This window comes from Streptomyces sp. SID8352 (assembly GCF_009862265.1).
In the GTDB taxonomy this organism is placed as follows: Bacteria; Actinomycetota; Actinomycetes; order Streptomycetales; family Streptomycetaceae; genus Streptomyces.
In genome coordinates this window covers 54,889-69,704 of the sequence record NZ_WWGX01000022.1, presented here as the reverse complement: position 1 = coordinate 69,704, position 14,816 = coordinate 54,889, and the positions used below count along the sequence as shown (strand labels likewise).

Here is a 14,816-nt window from a genome sequence, read left to right as displayed (position 1 = left end):
GGCCGAAGGCCGGTGGGACCCAATGAGGCGGCATGGGCAGGGGCTCCCGGACCGAAGGCCGGCGCGGTGGCGTGGGCCCGGCCCCGGTCGCCGCGCGCGGACCCGGCGGTGAGCCGCCGGGGCCGCGGGGCTGCGGGGCTGCGGGGCTGCGGGGCTGCGGGGCTGCGGGGCTGCGGGGCTGCGGGGCTGCGGGGCTGCGGGGCTGCGGGGAGCATGCCGTCGCAGGGCGCCGCCGGTCCCGTCCGGTTTCGCGCGGGCCCCGGCCGGGCCGGGCGGGTGGCCGTTAACCTGTGGGCATGCCTCGCTACGAGTACCGGTGCCGCAGCTGCGGAGACACCTTCGAACTGAACCGCCCCATGGCCGAGTCCGGCGACCCGGCCGTCTGCCCTGCCGGGCACGGGGACACCGTGAAGCTGCTGTCGACGGTCGCCGTCGGCGGCTCCGCCTCCGCGTCGGCCCCGGCGCCCCCGTCGGGCGGCGGGGGCGGCTGCTGCGGGGGCGGCTGCTGCGGCTGACCCCGTCCGCCCCACCGGCGCGGGCCCGCGCCCACCGGCACGGCTCACACCCGCCGGCCCCGGCCCGCGCCCGCCGTGCCCAGCGGAACTCCCGCGCCCCGCACCGCGCGGGGCCCCGCGCCGCTTCCCCCCTCCGGGCCGCTACCGCCGCCGGGCCGCCCTGAGGAACTCCCGCAGGATGCGCTCCCCGGCCAGCACCCCCCGCTCGGGCAGAGCGGTGACCGACGGTGCCGACCAGCCCGTGTCGGCCAGTTCGCCGTGGCCGGGGCGCCAGCCCCGGTCGGCGGCGAGCAGCAGGTCCGCGTCGAGGAGGGAGTCCCCCGCCGCGAGCACCGGCTCCGCGCCGCTGCGGCGGACGACCTCCCGGACGGCCGCGCTCTTGGTGAGCGGCGCGGGAACGGCGTAGATCTTGCGGCCCTGGAGGGAGACCGTCCAGCCGCGCTCCCCGGCCCAGGACGCCAGTTCCTTCACCCAGCCGTCGGGCAGCAGCTCCCGTTCGACGACGAGATAGACGAACAGGTCCTCGGCGACGCGGAGCTTGCGCACCCAGGACGGGTCGGCGGTGCGCGCCAGGTGCTCGCGCACCTCCTCCAGCGGGGCGCACTCCGCGGCCAGCCGGGCGGTGACCCGCGCGTTCCAGCCGGGGTCGGAGACGCCGTCGACCAGCAGGTGCCCGCCGTTGGCGCAGATCGCGTACGTCGGCTGGGGGCCGGGCAGGTTGACGCGCTGGTACTGCTTGCGGGTGCGGGTGGTGACCGGGACGAACAGCGCCGCGTCGCCGAGGTCGGTCAGCAGCCGGGCGGCCCGCTCGGTCAGGAAGGACAGCGGCCGGGACTCGTAGACCTCCACGCACAGCAGGCGCGGCGCCCGCAGGTCGGGCATGGTCAGGCCGAGCGCGGCCGTGGAGTAGATCAGGGTGCGGTCGAGGTCGCTGGCGACGAGGACGGTCATCGGCCCGTCACCGCCCGGCCGTCGGCGCCGGTCGCCCCGCGCGTGTACCGGGGGTGGATGAGCCCGACACAGGTGTACGGCAGGCCGGGCACCTCCTCCACGGGCACCCCCCGCTGCTCGGCCAGCAGGCGCACGTGGTCCAGGTCGCTGCCCGCGTCCGGCCGGGCGAGCACCTTCCAGGGCACCCGGCGGAGCATGACCCGGGTGGTCTCGCCGACGCCGGGCTTGACGAGGTTGACGTCGTGGATGCCGTACTCCTCTCTGATCCGCTCGACGGCGGCCCAGCCCTCCCAGGTCGGTTCGCGGTCCGCGGACAGGAGCCGCCCGACCTCGCCGTCGACGGTCTCCGCGGCCTCGGGGAAGCGGGCGGAGACGGCGTCCAGGAAGTCCGGGGAGAGGTCGGCGCCGGCCAGCTCGCGGTAGAACTTGGCGCCGTGGAAGTCCTGCGGCCCCACCAGGTCGGCGCGGAGCACCGTGCGCGATATCAGGCCGGAGACGGTGGAGTTGAGGCAGGCGGAGGGGATCAGGAAGTCGTCCCGGGTGCCGTAGGTGCGCACACAGGAGCCGGGGTCGGCGAGGACCGCGATCTCCGGGTCGAAGCCGGTGACGCCCTCGGCCTTCTCGAAGTCCCGTATGGCGTCGGCCAGTTCACGGGTGATGGCGCCCTTGCCGGTCCAGCCGTCGACGAAGACGACGTCGGCCGGGTCGTGGTGGCGGGCCAGCCAGCGCAGGGCGTTGGCGTCGATGCCGCGGCCCCGGACGATGGAGACGGCGTAGTGCGGCAGGTCGAGGCCGTGCCGGTAGCGGGCCCAGCGGCGCATGAGGACGCCGACGGGGGTGCCCGCGCGGGCGAGGGAGACCAGGACGGGGCGGGTTGAGCGCTCCGCGAGCACGATCTCGGTGACGGCGGCGACGGCCCGCGCCAGCCGGGCGCCGGACGCGGCGAGGGCGGTGTGGAACAGCTCCTGGTACTGGGCGCCGGGCTGGAACTCCACGGGCAGCGACTCGGCGTAGTGGGCGCCGCCGCTCTGGATGGCCTCCTCGCGCTCCTCGGTGGGCGCCTCCAGGGTCACCTCCGAGAGGTCCTGGAGCAGCCAGCCGACCTCGTCGGGCGCGTACGAGGAGAAGGCGGGGCCGCGGAGTGGCTCGGACAGCATGGGGGGCCTTTCGGGGGCGTGCGGCGCGCGCGGCGCGTACGAGGGGACGACCGCGAGCAGGACGTGCGGGATGTGGGCGGCGAGCCGGGCCGTCAGGCCGTCGGGGGCGTGCAGGGCGGGGGTGTCGGCCACCGAGTCGACGACGGCGACGACGGCGTCGAAGCCCGCCCCGGCGACGTTGTAGGCGTAGCGCTCGCCGGGGCCGTCGGCTGGGTCGTCGTGGGCGGGGAAGGCCAGCCGGGTGCGGATGGCGTAGCCGGGGTCGTCGACCGCGAGGACGGGTGAGCGAGTGGTGGTGGAGAAGCGCACCTCGGTGTCCGGGAGGCTCCGCTCCAGCTCGGTGCCGAGCCGCAGCGGGGCGTACATCAGCTCCTCGAAGCCGAGGACGAGCACCCGGCGGGCGCCGTCCGGCAGGGCTCGGGCGAGGCGCTCCGCCATGCCGGGCAGGGCGGCCTCCAGCCGCTCCCGCTGGCCGGGGGTGAAGCCGTGCCGGCCGCCGTCGGGCAGCCCGGCGGGCCAGCCCATGTCGACCCGGGCGACGCTGCCGCCGGGCCGGGTCCCGGCACCCGCCCCCGGAGCACCGGTCACGGCGGGGGCCCCGGGCACCGCGGATACGGCGGGCGGACCCGTCGTACCGGACGCGGCGCCCGCACCCTCCGTACCGGACGCGGCCGTCGTCCCGGACCCGGGGGGCACGGACGCGGGGACCCCGGACACCCCGGGCACGGACGCGGGCGTCGTCGCGGCCTCCTGCCGGGCGACCAGCTCCCGTCCCCGTTCCAGCACGTCCTCGGGAAGCCGCACGGTGCCCGAGGCGGTGGCCACCAGGTCCACCCGGGCGCCGATCGCCCGGGCGAACTCCGTCAGCCGCCCGGCGTCGGCGGGCGAGCGCATGTCGACCAGGGCGACCACGACGTAGTGGCCGCGGGGGTGGCGCTCGTGCAGGGCGCGGATGGTGTTGAGGACGGTGTTGCCGGTGGAGAACTCGTCGTCCACCAGGACCAGCGGCCCGTCACCGGCCAGCAGGGCCGGGTCCTCGGGCAGCAGCAGATGGGAGGTGGCGTGCGAGTGGGACTCCTCGAAGCCCCCGGCGGTGGCGGCCCCGGCGACCGGGCGCCGGGTGGAGTGCAGGTAGGGGGCGGTGCCCAGGCCGTCGGCGACGCTGTGGCCGAGTCCGGTGGCGGTCTCCGCGTACCCGAGGACGACGGCCCGTCCGGCCGCCTCCGCACCGAGCAGTGCCCGGACCCGGCGGCCGAGGGCGACGCCGTGGCCGTGGACGACGGAGGGGGCCTGCGGGACGTGCTTGCCGAGCACGTGGGAGACGAGCAGATGGGCCCGCTTGGGGTTGCGGCGCAGGGCGAGGCCCAGCAGATCGGTCAGGGCGGCGTCCCCGGCCAGCTCGACGCCTAGGCGCCGGGCGACCCAGTCGCCGGACCAGGCCCCGGTCGCGGCGGGGGCGGGTGCGGGTGCGCTCCGGTCGCCCTGGTGCATGTCCTCGTGTCCTCCGTGGTCGGTGGCGCCCGCGGCGGGCACCCCGTCGGGCCCGGCCGTGCGGCCCGCGGCCGGGTCGCGTCCGGCGTCGGCACCGCCGGACCCGGGGTGTCCGGCGCGGGCGGCGGGTGGTGCGGCACGGTCGTGCCGGATGCCGTCGGGCCGGGCGTCCGCCCGACGGGTGTGCGCGGTTCCGGCCGGCCCGGGGTGGTCATGGGCGGACGGCTGGTGCCCGGGGCGGCCGTCCGCCGTGGCGTCGTGCGCGGGAAGGTCGTGCGCGGCGTCGTTCATGTGTCCTCGTGTTCAGTCGGGCAGGCTCGCGGTGAGCAGTTCCACGAAGCCGATGTCCTCGCCCGCCACCCCGAAGACCTCGGCGCGCAGCAGGGTCCGCTCCGCCCAGGCGCGGTGCGGCTTCACCTCGTTCATCTTGTTGGTGTACGCCGACCGCAGGACGCCCCCGCCGCCGCGCTCGGGCCGCAGGATGTCCCGGGCGTCGCTGAACTCCTCGTGGCTGACGACGGACAGCGCGTGCACGACGGGGACGTGCGAGGGGTGGATGCAGGTCTTGCCGAGCAGTCCGTTGGCGCGGTCCAGGGAGATCTCCCGCAGCAGCCCGTCCATGGCGTGCTCCAGCAGCCGGGCGCGCAGTTCCTCCGCCCGGCCCTCCAGGAACGGGCTCTGCCGGAGCTGCGGCTTGAACAGCCGCTCCTGGGCGCGGAAGTACTCCCACACCGGCCCGGTCACGGTGAAGCCCGAGCCGTCGGCGCGGCCCAGCATGTTGACCACGTCGGCGATGACGGAGGCGACGACCTGGACGTCGTAGGCGGTCATGTCGGGGTCGCGGCGCAGCCCGTAGGAGGAGCAGAAATCGGTCACGCCCAGACGCAGGGCGAGGACCCGCTCCCGGTACTTGTCGACGGCGCGGTAGATGCCCTCCAGGGTCTGCACCCGGGTCTCCCGGTAGAGCAGTTCCGGGGACTCCAGCACCGGCATGGCGAACAGCCGCCGGCCGCAGGCGGCCTCGGAGTCCGCGAGGGCCTCCAGGAACGGCACGCCCCGCTTCTCGGTGAACTTGGGCAGCACGAATCCGGACAGCAGCCGTACGGCGGGCCCGAGGCTCCGCACCAGGGCGGGTATCTGCCCGGGGGTGCGGACCCGCACGAACAGCAGCGGGACCTTTGCGCCGGGACGTTCCGCCAGGTCGGAGAGGTGCCGGACGAGGTTCTCCTCACCGGCGGCCACGTCGGCGTCGTCGATGGAGTCCTCCAGGCACAGCACCATCGACACCACGCCCCGCGCGGCCTGCTTCAGGACGTCGTCCGCGAGCGTCGGCCGGGTGGCGGGGCTGTACAGCGTGGCGCCCAGGGCGGCGGAGAGCAGGCGGGCCGGGGAGTCCGCGGTGAAGACACGCGGCTCCCGGTGGAACAGGCGCTCGCGCACCTCTGGGGCGACGTGACCGAAATGACGCATGAGTGCTCCCCCGTGGTGTCTGAGCCACCGGTGCGGTTGTTCGAAGGTGGCCGGTAATAGTACGTAGCCGTCGGTGTCCCCGGTTCCCTCCGGACATGAACGGAGGGTGACCCGGACGGGCGGCCGGCGGCCGGCCGCGGTGGTGCGGCAGGGGCCCGAGTACCCTCCCCCGCGTTGTCGTGACCAGGACCGAGAGGGCAGGATGACGGCATGACGCACGCGATGGTGAAGGGGTCGAACATCCCGCTGCACGCCACCACGGTACGCGCCGTGCTGCGCTGGACCGCGGGCCAGGGGGTCCCGGACGTGGATGCCTCCGCCCTGCTCCTCGGGCCCGACGGCCGCGTGCGCTCCGACGAGGACTTCGTGTTCTACAACCAGCCCCGGCACCCCTCCGGGCAGGTCTGGCGGCTCGGCAAGAAGCGGACCGGCGAGCGGCTGACCGACACGATCCAGACGGACCTGTCCGGTGTGGAGGGCTCGGTCGGCCGGATACTGCTGGTGGCGTCGGCGGACGGCGTCACCTTCGACCGGGTCAGGGCACTGCGCATCCTGCTGTACGACGCGGCGGCGGCCGACGCCGATCCGCTGGCGTACTTCGACGTCAAGCCCGAGACGGGCCGGGAGACGGCGCTGATCTGCGGCGAGCTGTACCGGCGCGGGGAGGGCTGGAAGTTCCGGGCGCTGGGCGAGGGCTATTCGAACGGGCTGGTGGGCCTGGCGACCGACTTCGGCATCTCGGTGGACGAGTCGGAGGCCGCCGAGGAGCCGCCGCCGCCTCCGGCCGCCACACCGCCGCGGCCGCTGCCCGCCGCCCCCGGGCCGACGCCGCTGCCGCTCCCGGCCGCCACCCCCGCGCCGGCCACCCCGCCGCAGGCGTTCCCCGCCGCGCCGCAGCCGTTCCCTGCCGCCCCGGGGCAGGACCCGGCGCCGCTGCCCGCCGCCGCGCAGACCCTGCCGCCCCGGCCGGCCGGCCCCGTCCCGGTGGTGGCACCGGACCAGCCGACCACCGTGCAGCCCGTCCCCTCGTACCCGCTGCCGCCGGAGCGGCCCGCCGGGGTGCCCGCGCAGCCCGCCTACGGCTATCCGCCGCAGCCCCCGGCGCATCCCGCCCACGGCTATCCCCGGCCCGCCGGGCGGCCGGAGTTCCGGCTGCCGCCGCAGGGGCCGCAGTTCGTGGGGCGCTGACACCGCCGAGCGCGGGCCGCCGACACCCGTTCGCGCGGCGCCGACAGCCCCGGTCCGCGCCGCCGTCGCGCGGCACCGACGCCCCGGTCCGCCGGGCGGCCACGGGCGCCGGGCACCGCCCGGGGCGCACGCCCCCGCCCGTGCGCCCGGCGCACGCCCCCGCCCGTGCGCCCGGCGCGCGCCCCCGGGCTACACCTTGGTCTTGTAACCCCGCCCCCACTGGAGCCCCCAGCCGTAGAGCCGGTCCAGCTCGCCCTGGAAGCCGTAGACGTACTTCACCTCGCGGCGGACCATGATCTCGTCCTTGACGTTCTCGATCATCATCACGGCGCAGGAGCGGGCCTGCGGCTGGCGCTCGTCGAGGGCGATCTCGATGCTCGGGCCGTTGCTCGGGTAGAGCGTGACGACGGCGTGTGTCCGGTCGAAGGCCGGGGTCTGGTCGTAGATGTACACGAAGACCAGCAGACGCTTGATGGCGTCCCGGTGGTCGAGGTTGACGTACATCGTCTCGCCGGAGCCCGAGCCGAACCGGTCGTCGCCGCTGAGCTTGACGTACGGCGGCGCGTTGACGTCGCCGAGGTAGTCGCCGAGCGGCTGGACGACGCCCTTGGTGCCGTCCTGGAGTTCGTAGAGGCAGCCCAGGTCGAGGTCGACGTTGACCATGCTCTGGCTGTGGCCGACGACTTCGGGGGGCTTGAGCGCCCGCAGCGGGTGGCGCAGCAGGCTCTCGCGCTGCGGGCCCATGAGGTCCGAGGTCCGCATCCGCCAGGTCAGGTTGACCCGGAGGTGGCCGCTGGCCGCGTCCTGCTTGGTCAGCGAGACCCGGTTCTGCCGTCCGGTGAGCTGGATGGAGTTGGTCGCCGCGTTGCCCGGATCGAAGACGCTCTCGCGCCCGCGCCACAGTCCGTCCAGTAAGCCCATGTCCGCCCCCACCCTCGCCGTCACCGCCGACGGGGCGGCCCCGGGGACTTCTCCCTCCGGGCCGCCCCGCACAGAGCGTTCCTCACCCCGGCCGCCCTCACACCTCCGGTGGGTGCACCGGGGGCGCACCGGGCGCCGGGTCCTCCGTCAGGGTGTCACACCGTGGAGGGTTGCTTGTCCTGTTCCCCCTCGGCGCCTCCGGCCGCGGCGAGCGCCCGGTTGCGGCGCACCGAGGACCAGAAGGACCAGCCGATCAGGACCACGCCGATGAGGCCGGTGATGATCTCGTTGATCTGGTACTGGATGGTGACCAGGAGGAGGACGGCGAGGGCACCGATCGCGTAGTGGGCGCCGTGCTCCAGGTAGACGTAGTCGTCGAGGGTGCCCTGGCGGACCAGGTAGACGGTCAGGGACCGGACGTACATGGCGCCGATGCCGAGGCCGAGGGCCATCAGGACGATGTCGTTGGTGATGGCGAAGGCGCCGATGACCCCGTCGAAGGAGAAGGACGCGTCCAGGACCTCCAGGTAGAGGAACATGAAGAACGCGGCCTTGCCAGCGAGGGCGATCGCGGACCTGGGCCTGCCGCTGCGCGCGGCGGCCTCCTCGGCCTCGTGCTCGGCCTCCTCCTCCTCTTCGAGCTTGTCCTCGAAGTAGCCGGAGAGACCGCCGACGATCATGTAGGTGATCAGTCCCGCGACGCCGGAGATCAGGACCGTCTCCGCCTTGTCGGCGTGGGTGCCGCCGTGCTGGTGGGCGTTGGCCGCGAAGGTCATCGCGGAGACGAGCAGCACGATCAGGGCGACGCAGACCGACAGCATGTCGATCTTGCCGAGCTTGGCGAGCGGGCGCTCCAGCCACCGGAGCCACTTGATCTCGCGGTCCTCGAAGATGAAGTCGAGGAAGATCATCAGCAGGAACATGCCACCGAACGCGGCGATCGACGGGTGGGCGTCGGTGACCAGTTCCTGGTAGCGGTCCTTGTCGGTCAGGGCGAGGTCGACGGCCTCGATCGGACCGAGCTGGGCGCTGACGGCGACGATGACGACCGGGAAGACCAGGCGCATGCCGAAGACGGCGATCAGCACACCGATGGTGAGGAAGATCTTCTGCCAGAAGGCGTTCATCTTCTTCAGGATTCCGGCGTTGACCACCGCGTTGTCGAAGGACAGCGAAATCTCCAGCACGGAGAGGATCGCGACGACGCCGAAGGCGGTCCACCCCCCGTAGAAGATCGCCGCGACCAGGCCGAGCGCGGTCACCGCGAACGACCAGCCGAAGGTTTTCAAGAGCACTGGCTACCCCATCGTGTGTGTACGGGTCTCCCCCGCGCCGTGTCCGGCTTTACTCGCCGTTGACCCGTGAGTCTAGGGCCTGCCGCTGCGGCGGTACCACGAGGGAGTCGGCACCCGGGACACAGGAGGCCCGCCCGGCGGGACGGGGCGGACCCCGCCCGCCCCCGCCGGCGGGGGCGTCACGAGACGTTGACGCCGAAGTCGAGGGCGATGCCGCGCAGACCCGAGGCGTAGCCCTGGCCGACCGCGCGGAACTTCCACTCGCCCTGGTAGCGGTACAGCTCACCGAAGATCATCGCGGTCTCGGTGGAGGCGTCCTCGCTGAGGTCGTAGCGGGCCAGTTCCTGGCCGTCGGCCTGGTTGACCACGCGGATGAAGGCGTTGCCGACCTGGCCGAAGGTCTGGCCGCGCTCGTCGGCCATGTGGATGGAGACCGGGAAGACGATCTTGTCGCAGTGGGCGGGCACCCGGGAGAGGTCGACCAGCAGCGACTCGTCGTCGCCCTCGCCCTCGCCGGTGAGGTTGTCGCCGGTGTGCTCGATGGAGCCGTCGGGGCTCGTGAGCTGGTTGTAGAAGACGAACCACTCGTCGCCGAGCACCCGTCCGCCGCTGCACACCAGCGCGCTGGCGTCCAGGTCGAAGGGTGCGCCGGTGGTGGAACGCGCGTCCCAGCCGAGTCCGACCAGCACCTGTGTGAGGTTCGGTGCGGCCTTGGACAGGGAGACGTTTCCGCCCTTGGCAAGCGTGACGCCCATGCTCTTGGTCCCTCCCCGGGGATGGTGCTCGTGTGGTGGTGCGCGTCCGGCGCCGCACGGCGGGGGTGCGGCGCCGGACGCCCGGGGCCCGGTCGCCCCTGACGGGCGGCCGGACCCGGCCGCCCGGAGTGTCAGACGTTCACACCGAAGTCCTGCGCGATGCCGCGCAGACCCGAGGCGTAGCCCTGGCCGATGGCGCGGAACTTCCACTCCGCCCCGTGCCGGTACAGCTCGCCGAAGACCATGGCCGTCTCCGTGGAGGCGTCCTCGGACAGGTCGTAGCGGGCGATCTCGGCCCCGCCCGCCTGGTTGACGACGCGGATGTAGGCGTTGCGCACCTGGCCGAAGGACTGCTGGCGGTTCTCGGCGTCGTAGATCGACACCGGGAAGACGACCTTCTCGACGTCGGCCGGCACGGTGGCCAGGTTGATCTTGATCAGCTCGTCGTCGCCCTCGCCCTCACCGGTGAGGTTGTCGCCGGTGTGCTCGACGGAGCCGTCCGGGCTCTTCAGGTTGTTGAAGAACACGAAGTTGCCGTCGCTGGCGACCTTGCCGGTGCTGTTCAGCAGCAGCGCGCTGGCGTCCAGGTCGAAGTCGGTGCCGGTCGTGGTGCGGACGTCCCACCCCAGTCCGACGATGACCGCGGTGAGGCCGGGGGCCTCCTTGGTCAGCGAAACGTTGCCGCCCTTGCTGAGGCTGACTCCCACGAGTCCTCCCTTGGTGTCCAGGGGCGGATCGCCCCGTGGTGCGTTGGATGTCGTGCGTTGCGTGTCGTGCGTGGATACCGGATCAACGATCCGATCCTAGTGACGGGTTCCCTCCCCGCGCGTCCCCGTGCGGGGACGGACCGCGGACTCCGGCCACCCGTGCCGCGCCCCGGGGCGCGGCGGGGTCACAGGGAGTCGAGGGCCTTCACGTACTCGTTCAGGTCACGGGCGTCCGGCAGGCCGTTGACGACGGTCCAGCGGACGACCCCTTCGCGGTCGATGATGAAGGTGCCCCGGACGGCGCAGCCCTTGTCCTCGTCGAAGACGCCGTAGGCGCGCGAGACGTCCCCGTGCGGCCAGAAGTCGGAGAGCAGCGGGTACTCCAGGCCCTCCTGCTCGGCGAAGACGCGCAGGGTGTGGATGGAGTCGTTGGAGACGGCCAGCACCTGGGTCCCGCGGTCGGAGAACTGCGGCAGGTTGTCGCGGACCTCGCACAGCTCGCCCGTGCAGACGCCGGTGAAGGCGAACGGGTAGAAGAGCAGCACGACGTTCTTCTGGCCGCGGAAGTCGGACAGCCTCACGGTGGCGCCGTGGTTGTCCTTGAGCTCGAAGTCGGGGGCCTTGTCGCCGACCTGGATCGCCATGGGTCCTGTCCGTCCCTTCGTGGGGTGATTCGCTCGAACACCCGTGGGGTGATTCGCAGGAACCACCCTACGCAGGGATCTGCCCGGACCGCGGGCGGGCCGACCGTGGCCGGCCCGCCCGGGTCCGGATGCTGCGGAGCCCGGCGGCTACCGCTTGGACTTGGCGGCCTTGGGCGTCGCCAGTCGGCTGCCGCTCCAGTCCTTGCCGACGCTGACGCTCTTGGACGCCGTCAGCCCCGCCGTCGTCGAGGCCTCCGAGATGTCGCTGGCCTCGACGTATCCCGGACGGCCGGTCTTCGGCGTGAGGAGCAGGATCGACCCGCCCTCCTCGATGTACGTGGTGGCATCCACCAGCGCATCCGTCAGGTCGCCGTCGTCGTCACGGAACCACAGCACGACGGCGTCGGCCACGTCCTCGTAGTCCTCGTCCACCAGTTCGCCCTCGACGGCACCTTCGATGGCCTCGCGGAGCTCCTGGTCGACGTCGTCGTCGTAGCCGATCTCCTGGACCACCTGTCCGGGCTGGAACCCCAGCCTGGCGGCAGGGCTCGTCCGCTCCTCCGCGTGGTCCGCGGTCGCGCTCACGGGTTGCCTCCTGATCATGTCTCGGTGAATGTCTCTTGAGCCGCGCGCGTGCGCACGGCTTGGCCGTAGTCCACACGGGCGGGACGGATCGCGCAAGTACCCGGCCTCCGGGACCGCCGAAACGGTGACGATCCCGGCCGTGTCGCCGCAACTCCCGCACCGCCGTTCCGCCCGCAGGTGACGTGCACCACACCTATCTGCCCCGTTTGCGCATTTGGGAACCCTGCGTGGGTACGAGACCCGGATGAACACGGCCCCGGCCCCCGACGGGGACCGGTTACCCCACGGTACAGATGACGTCCGCCCCCATGAGGTACACGATGGGGAAACGGCGCCCTCATCCGGCGTCCGTGGCCCTCCGACAGCGAAGGAACAGCGTGGCTTCCGCATCCGACGGCAGTCCGATCATCATCGGCGGCCTCCCGAGTCAGGTTCCGGACTTCGACCCCGAGGAAACCCAGGAGTGGCTCGACTCGCTCGACGCCGCCGTCGACGAGCGCGGGCGCGAGCGCGCCCGCTATCTGATGCTGCGGCTGATCGAGCGCGCCCGCGCCAGGCGCGTGGCCGTGCCCGAGATGCGCAGCACCGACTACGTCAACACGATCGCGACCAAGGACGAGCCGTTCTTCCCCGGCAACGAGGAGATCGAGCGCAGGATCCTCAACGCGACCCGGTGGAACGCGGCGGTGATGGTCTCGCGGGCGCAGCGCCCCGGCATCGGCGTCGGCGGCCACATCGCGACCTTCGCCTCCTCCGCCTCCCTGTACGACGTGGGCTTCAACCACTTCTTCCGGGGCAAGGACGGCGGCGACGGCGGCGACCAGGTCTTCTTCCAGGGGCATGCCTCGCCGGGCATCTACGCCCGCGCGTTCCTGCTGGACCGGCTGACCGAGGAGCACCTGGACGGCTTCCGGCAGGAGAAGTCCAAGGCGCCCCACGCGCTGTCCTCCTACCCGCACCCGCGTTCGATGCCGGACTTCTGGGAGTTCCCGACGGTGTCGATGGGGCTCGGCCCGATCGGCGCGATCTACCAGGCGCGGATGAACCGCTACCTGGAGGCGCGGGGCATCGCGGACACCTCCCGGTCCCATGTCTGGGCGTTCCTCGGCGACGGCGAGATGGACGAGCCCGAGTCGCTGGGCCAGCTCACCATCGCCGCCCGCGAGGGCCTGGACAACCTGACCTTCGTGGTCAACTGCAACCTCCAGCGGCTGGACGGCCCGGTGCGCGGCAACGGCAAGATCATCCAGGAGCTGGAGTCGGTCTTCCGCGGCGCCGGATGGAACGTGATCAAGCTGGTCTGGGACCGCTCCTGGGACCCGCTGCTCGCCCAGGACCGGGACGGTGTGCTGGTCAACCGGATGAACACCACGCCGGACGGCCAGTTCCAGACCTACGCGACCGAGTCCGGCGCCTACATCCGCGACCACTTCTTCGGCGACGACCACCGGCTGCGCGCCATGGTCGAGCACATGACCGACGACCAGATCCTGCACCTGGGGCGCGGCGGGCACGACCACCGCAAGATCTACGCGGCGTTCAAGGCGGCCAAGGAGCACCGGGGCCAGCCGACGGTGATCCTCGCCAAGACGGTCAAGGGCTGGACGCTGGGGCCGAACTTCGAGGGCCGCAACGCCACGCACCAGATGAAGAAGCTGACGGTCGACGACCTCAAGCGCTTCCGCGACCGGCTGCACCTGCCGATCTCCGACCGGGAGCTGGAGTCCGGCGCCCCGCCGTACTACCACCCGGGCCGGGACACGGAGGAGATGCAGTACATGCACGACCGCCGCAAGAGCTGCGGCGGCTACGTGCCGACCCGGCTGGTGCGGTCGAAGCCGCTCGCCCTGCCCGGCGAGGCGACCTACGCGACCGTGAAGAAGGGGTCGGGCCAGCAGTCCATCGCGACCACGATGGCCTTCGTGCGGCTGCTGAAGGACCTCATGCGGGACAAGGAGCTGGGCAGGCGGTTCGTGCTGATCGCGCCGGACGAGTACCGCACGTTCGGCATGGACTCCTTCTTCCCGAGTGCGAAGATCTACAACCCGCTGGGCCAGCAGTACGAGTCGGTGGACCGGGACCTGCTGCTCGCCTACAAGGAGGCGCCGACCGGGCAGATGCTCCACGACGGCATCTCGGAGGCCGGCTGCACCGCCTCCCTGATCGCGGCCGGATCGGCCTACGCCACCCACGGCGAACCGCTGATCCCGGTCTACGTCTTCTACTCGATGTTCGGCTTCCAGCGCACCGGCGACCAGTTCTGGCAGATGGGCGACCAGCTCGCCCGCGGCTTCGTGCTGGGCGCCACCGCCGGGCGCACCACCCTGACCGGCGAGGGCCTCCAGCACGCCGACGGCCACTCGCAGCTCCTCGCCTCCACCAACCCGGCGTGCGTGGCGTACGACCCGGCGTTCGGCTTCGAGATCGCGCACATCGTCGAGGACGGCCTGCGCCGGATGTACGGCGGCGACGAGGAGCACCCGCACGGCGAGGACGTCTTCTACTACCTCACCGTCTACAACGAGCCGATCCGGCACCCCGCCGAGCCGGAGGACGTGGACGTGGAGGGCATCCTGCAGGGGATCCACCGCTTCAGCGAGGGCACCTCGGGCTCGCTGCCGGCGCAGATCATGGCGTCCGGCGTGGCGGTGCCCTGGGCGGTGGAGGCGCAGCGCGTCCTCGCCGAGGAGTGGGACGTGCGCGCCGACGTCTGGTCCGCGACCTCCTGGAACGAGCTGCGGCGCGAGGCGGTGGCCTGCGAGGAGCACAACCTGCTGCACCCCGAGGAGGAGCAGCGGGTGCCGTACGTGACGCGGAAACTGGCCGGAGCCCGGGGGCCGTTCGTGGCGGTGTCCGACTGGATGCGGTCGGTGCCGGACCAGATCGCCCGGTGGGTGCCGGGGACGTACCAGTCGCTGGGCGCCGACGGCTGGGGCTTCGCGGACACCCGGGGCGCGGCGCGGCGGTTCTTCCACATCGACGCGGAGTCGATCGTGGTGGCCGTGCTGACGGAGCTGGCGCGCGAGGGGAAGGTCGACCGGTCGGTGCTCAAGCAGGCGGTGGACCGCTACGGGCTGCTCGATGTGAAGGCGGCCGCCCCGGGGGCGGCGGGCGGCGACGCCTGACCGCACCACCCC

General features: G+C 72.9%; 12 protein-coding genes. 3 read left to right on the top strand and 9 right to left on the bottom strand.

Features of this window, described 5'->3' with window-relative positions; genetic code table 11:
* The first annotated feature begins 296 nt into the window (after nucleotides 1-296).
* Nucleotides 297-515 (top strand): zinc ribbon domain-containing protein, encoded by a 219-nt coding sequence (locus GTY84_RS05655; RefSeq protein ID WP_161224989.1) that lies wholly within the window; start codon nucleotides 297-299, stop codon nucleotides 513-515.
* Nucleotides 516-656: 141 nt separating this feature from the next.
* Here the strand turns inward: GTY84_RS05655 and GTY84_RS05650 are convergent, their stop codons facing one another.
* The 3 genes from GTY84_RS05650 to GTY84_RS05640 all read right to left on the bottom strand — a co-directional run bounded on the left by GTY84_RS05650 (nucleotide 657) and on the right by GTY84_RS05640 (nucleotide 5,584).
* Nucleotides 657-1,466 carry an HAD family hydrolase gene (locus GTY84_RS05650; RefSeq protein ID WP_161224988.1) on the bottom strand — a complete coding sequence of 270 codons (810 nt, stop codon included), beginning with the start codon at nucleotides 1,464-1,466 and terminating at the stop codon, nucleotides 657-659.
* The gene (locus GTY84_RS05645) at nucleotides 1,463-4,114 is read right to left on the bottom strand and encodes a phosphoribosyltransferase (protein WP_161225379.1); all 2,652 of its coding nucleotides are present in this window, start codon (nucleotides 4,112-4,114) and stop codon (nucleotides 1,463-1,465) included. Before GTY84_RS05645 ends, GTY84_RS05650 begins: the two co-directional genes overlap by 4 nt.
* A 303-nt stretch (nucleotides 4,115-4,417) precedes the next feature.
* Nucleotides 4,418-5,584 carry an HpcH/HpaI aldolase/citrate lyase family protein gene (locus GTY84_RS05640; protein ID WP_161224987.1) on the bottom strand — a complete coding sequence of 389 codons (1,167 nt, stop codon included), beginning with the start codon at nucleotides 5,582-5,584 and terminating at the stop codon, nucleotides 4,418-4,420.
* A gap of 210 nt (nucleotides 5,585-5,794) precedes the next feature.
* Here GTY84_RS05640 and GTY84_RS05635 point away from each other — a divergent pair, with 210 nt between their 5' ends.
* Entirely contained in the window at nucleotides 5,795-6,772 is a 978-nt protein-coding gene (locus GTY84_RS05635) for a TerD family protein (RefSeq protein WP_161224986.1), read from the top strand.
* 189 nt (nucleotides 6,773-6,961) lie between these two features.
* On the opposite strand, the gene GTY84_RS05630 is transcribed toward GTY84_RS05635, so the two are convergent.
* The 6 genes from GTY84_RS05630 to GTY84_RS05605 all read right to left on the bottom strand — a co-directional run bounded on the left by GTY84_RS05630 (nucleotide 6,962) and on the right by GTY84_RS05605 (nucleotide 11,679).
* Nucleotides 6,962-7,693, bottom strand: coding sequence for a Tellurium resistance (locus GTY84_RS05630; protein ID WP_161224985.1), 732 nt, complete (start codon nucleotides 7,691-7,693; stop codon nucleotides 6,962-6,964).
* Between the two features lie 155 nt (nucleotides 7,694-7,848).
* On the bottom strand, nucleotides 7,849-8,988 hold the full coding sequence (locus tag GTY84_RS05625) for a DUF475 domain-containing protein (RefSeq protein WP_161224984.1): 1,140 nt from the start codon (nucleotides 8,986-8,988) through the stop codon (nucleotides 7,849-7,851).
* Between the two features lie 179 nt (nucleotides 8,989-9,167).
* Nucleotides 9,168-9,743, bottom strand: a complete 576-nt coding sequence (locus GTY84_RS05620; RefSeq protein WP_161224983.1) for a TerD family protein — start codon at nucleotides 9,741-9,743, stop codon at nucleotides 9,168-9,170.
* A gap of 131 nt (nucleotides 9,744-9,874) precedes the next feature.
* Nucleotides 9,875-10,450 (bottom strand): calcium homeostasis/redox stress adaptation protein, encoded by a 576-nt coding sequence (locus GTY84_RS05615; protein WP_161224982.1) that lies wholly within the window; start codon nucleotides 10,448-10,450, stop codon nucleotides 9,875-9,877.
* Between the two features lie 185 nt (nucleotides 10,451-10,635).
* The gene (locus GTY84_RS05610) at nucleotides 10,636-11,094 is read right to left on the bottom strand and encodes a peroxiredoxin (RefSeq protein WP_161224981.1); all 459 of its coding nucleotides are present in this window, start codon (nucleotides 11,092-11,094) and stop codon (nucleotides 10,636-10,638) included.
* A gap of 147 nt (nucleotides 11,095-11,241) precedes the next feature.
* Nucleotides 11,242-11,679 carry a DUF3052 domain-containing protein gene (locus tag GTY84_RS05605; protein ID WP_265291374.1) on the bottom strand — a complete coding sequence of 146 codons (438 nt, stop codon included), beginning with the start codon at nucleotides 11,677-11,679 and terminating at the stop codon, nucleotides 11,242-11,244.
* 377 nt (nucleotides 11,680-12,056) lie between these two features.
* On the opposite strand from GTY84_RS05605, the gene aceE reads away from it, so the two are divergent.
* Nucleotides 12,057-14,804, top strand: coding sequence for a pyruvate dehydrogenase (acetyl-transferring), homodimeric type (gene aceE, locus GTY84_RS05600; RefSeq protein ID WP_161224979.1), 2,748 nt, complete (start codon nucleotides 12,057-12,059; stop codon nucleotides 14,802-14,804).
* Nucleotides 14,805-14,816: the final 12 nt, after the last annotated feature.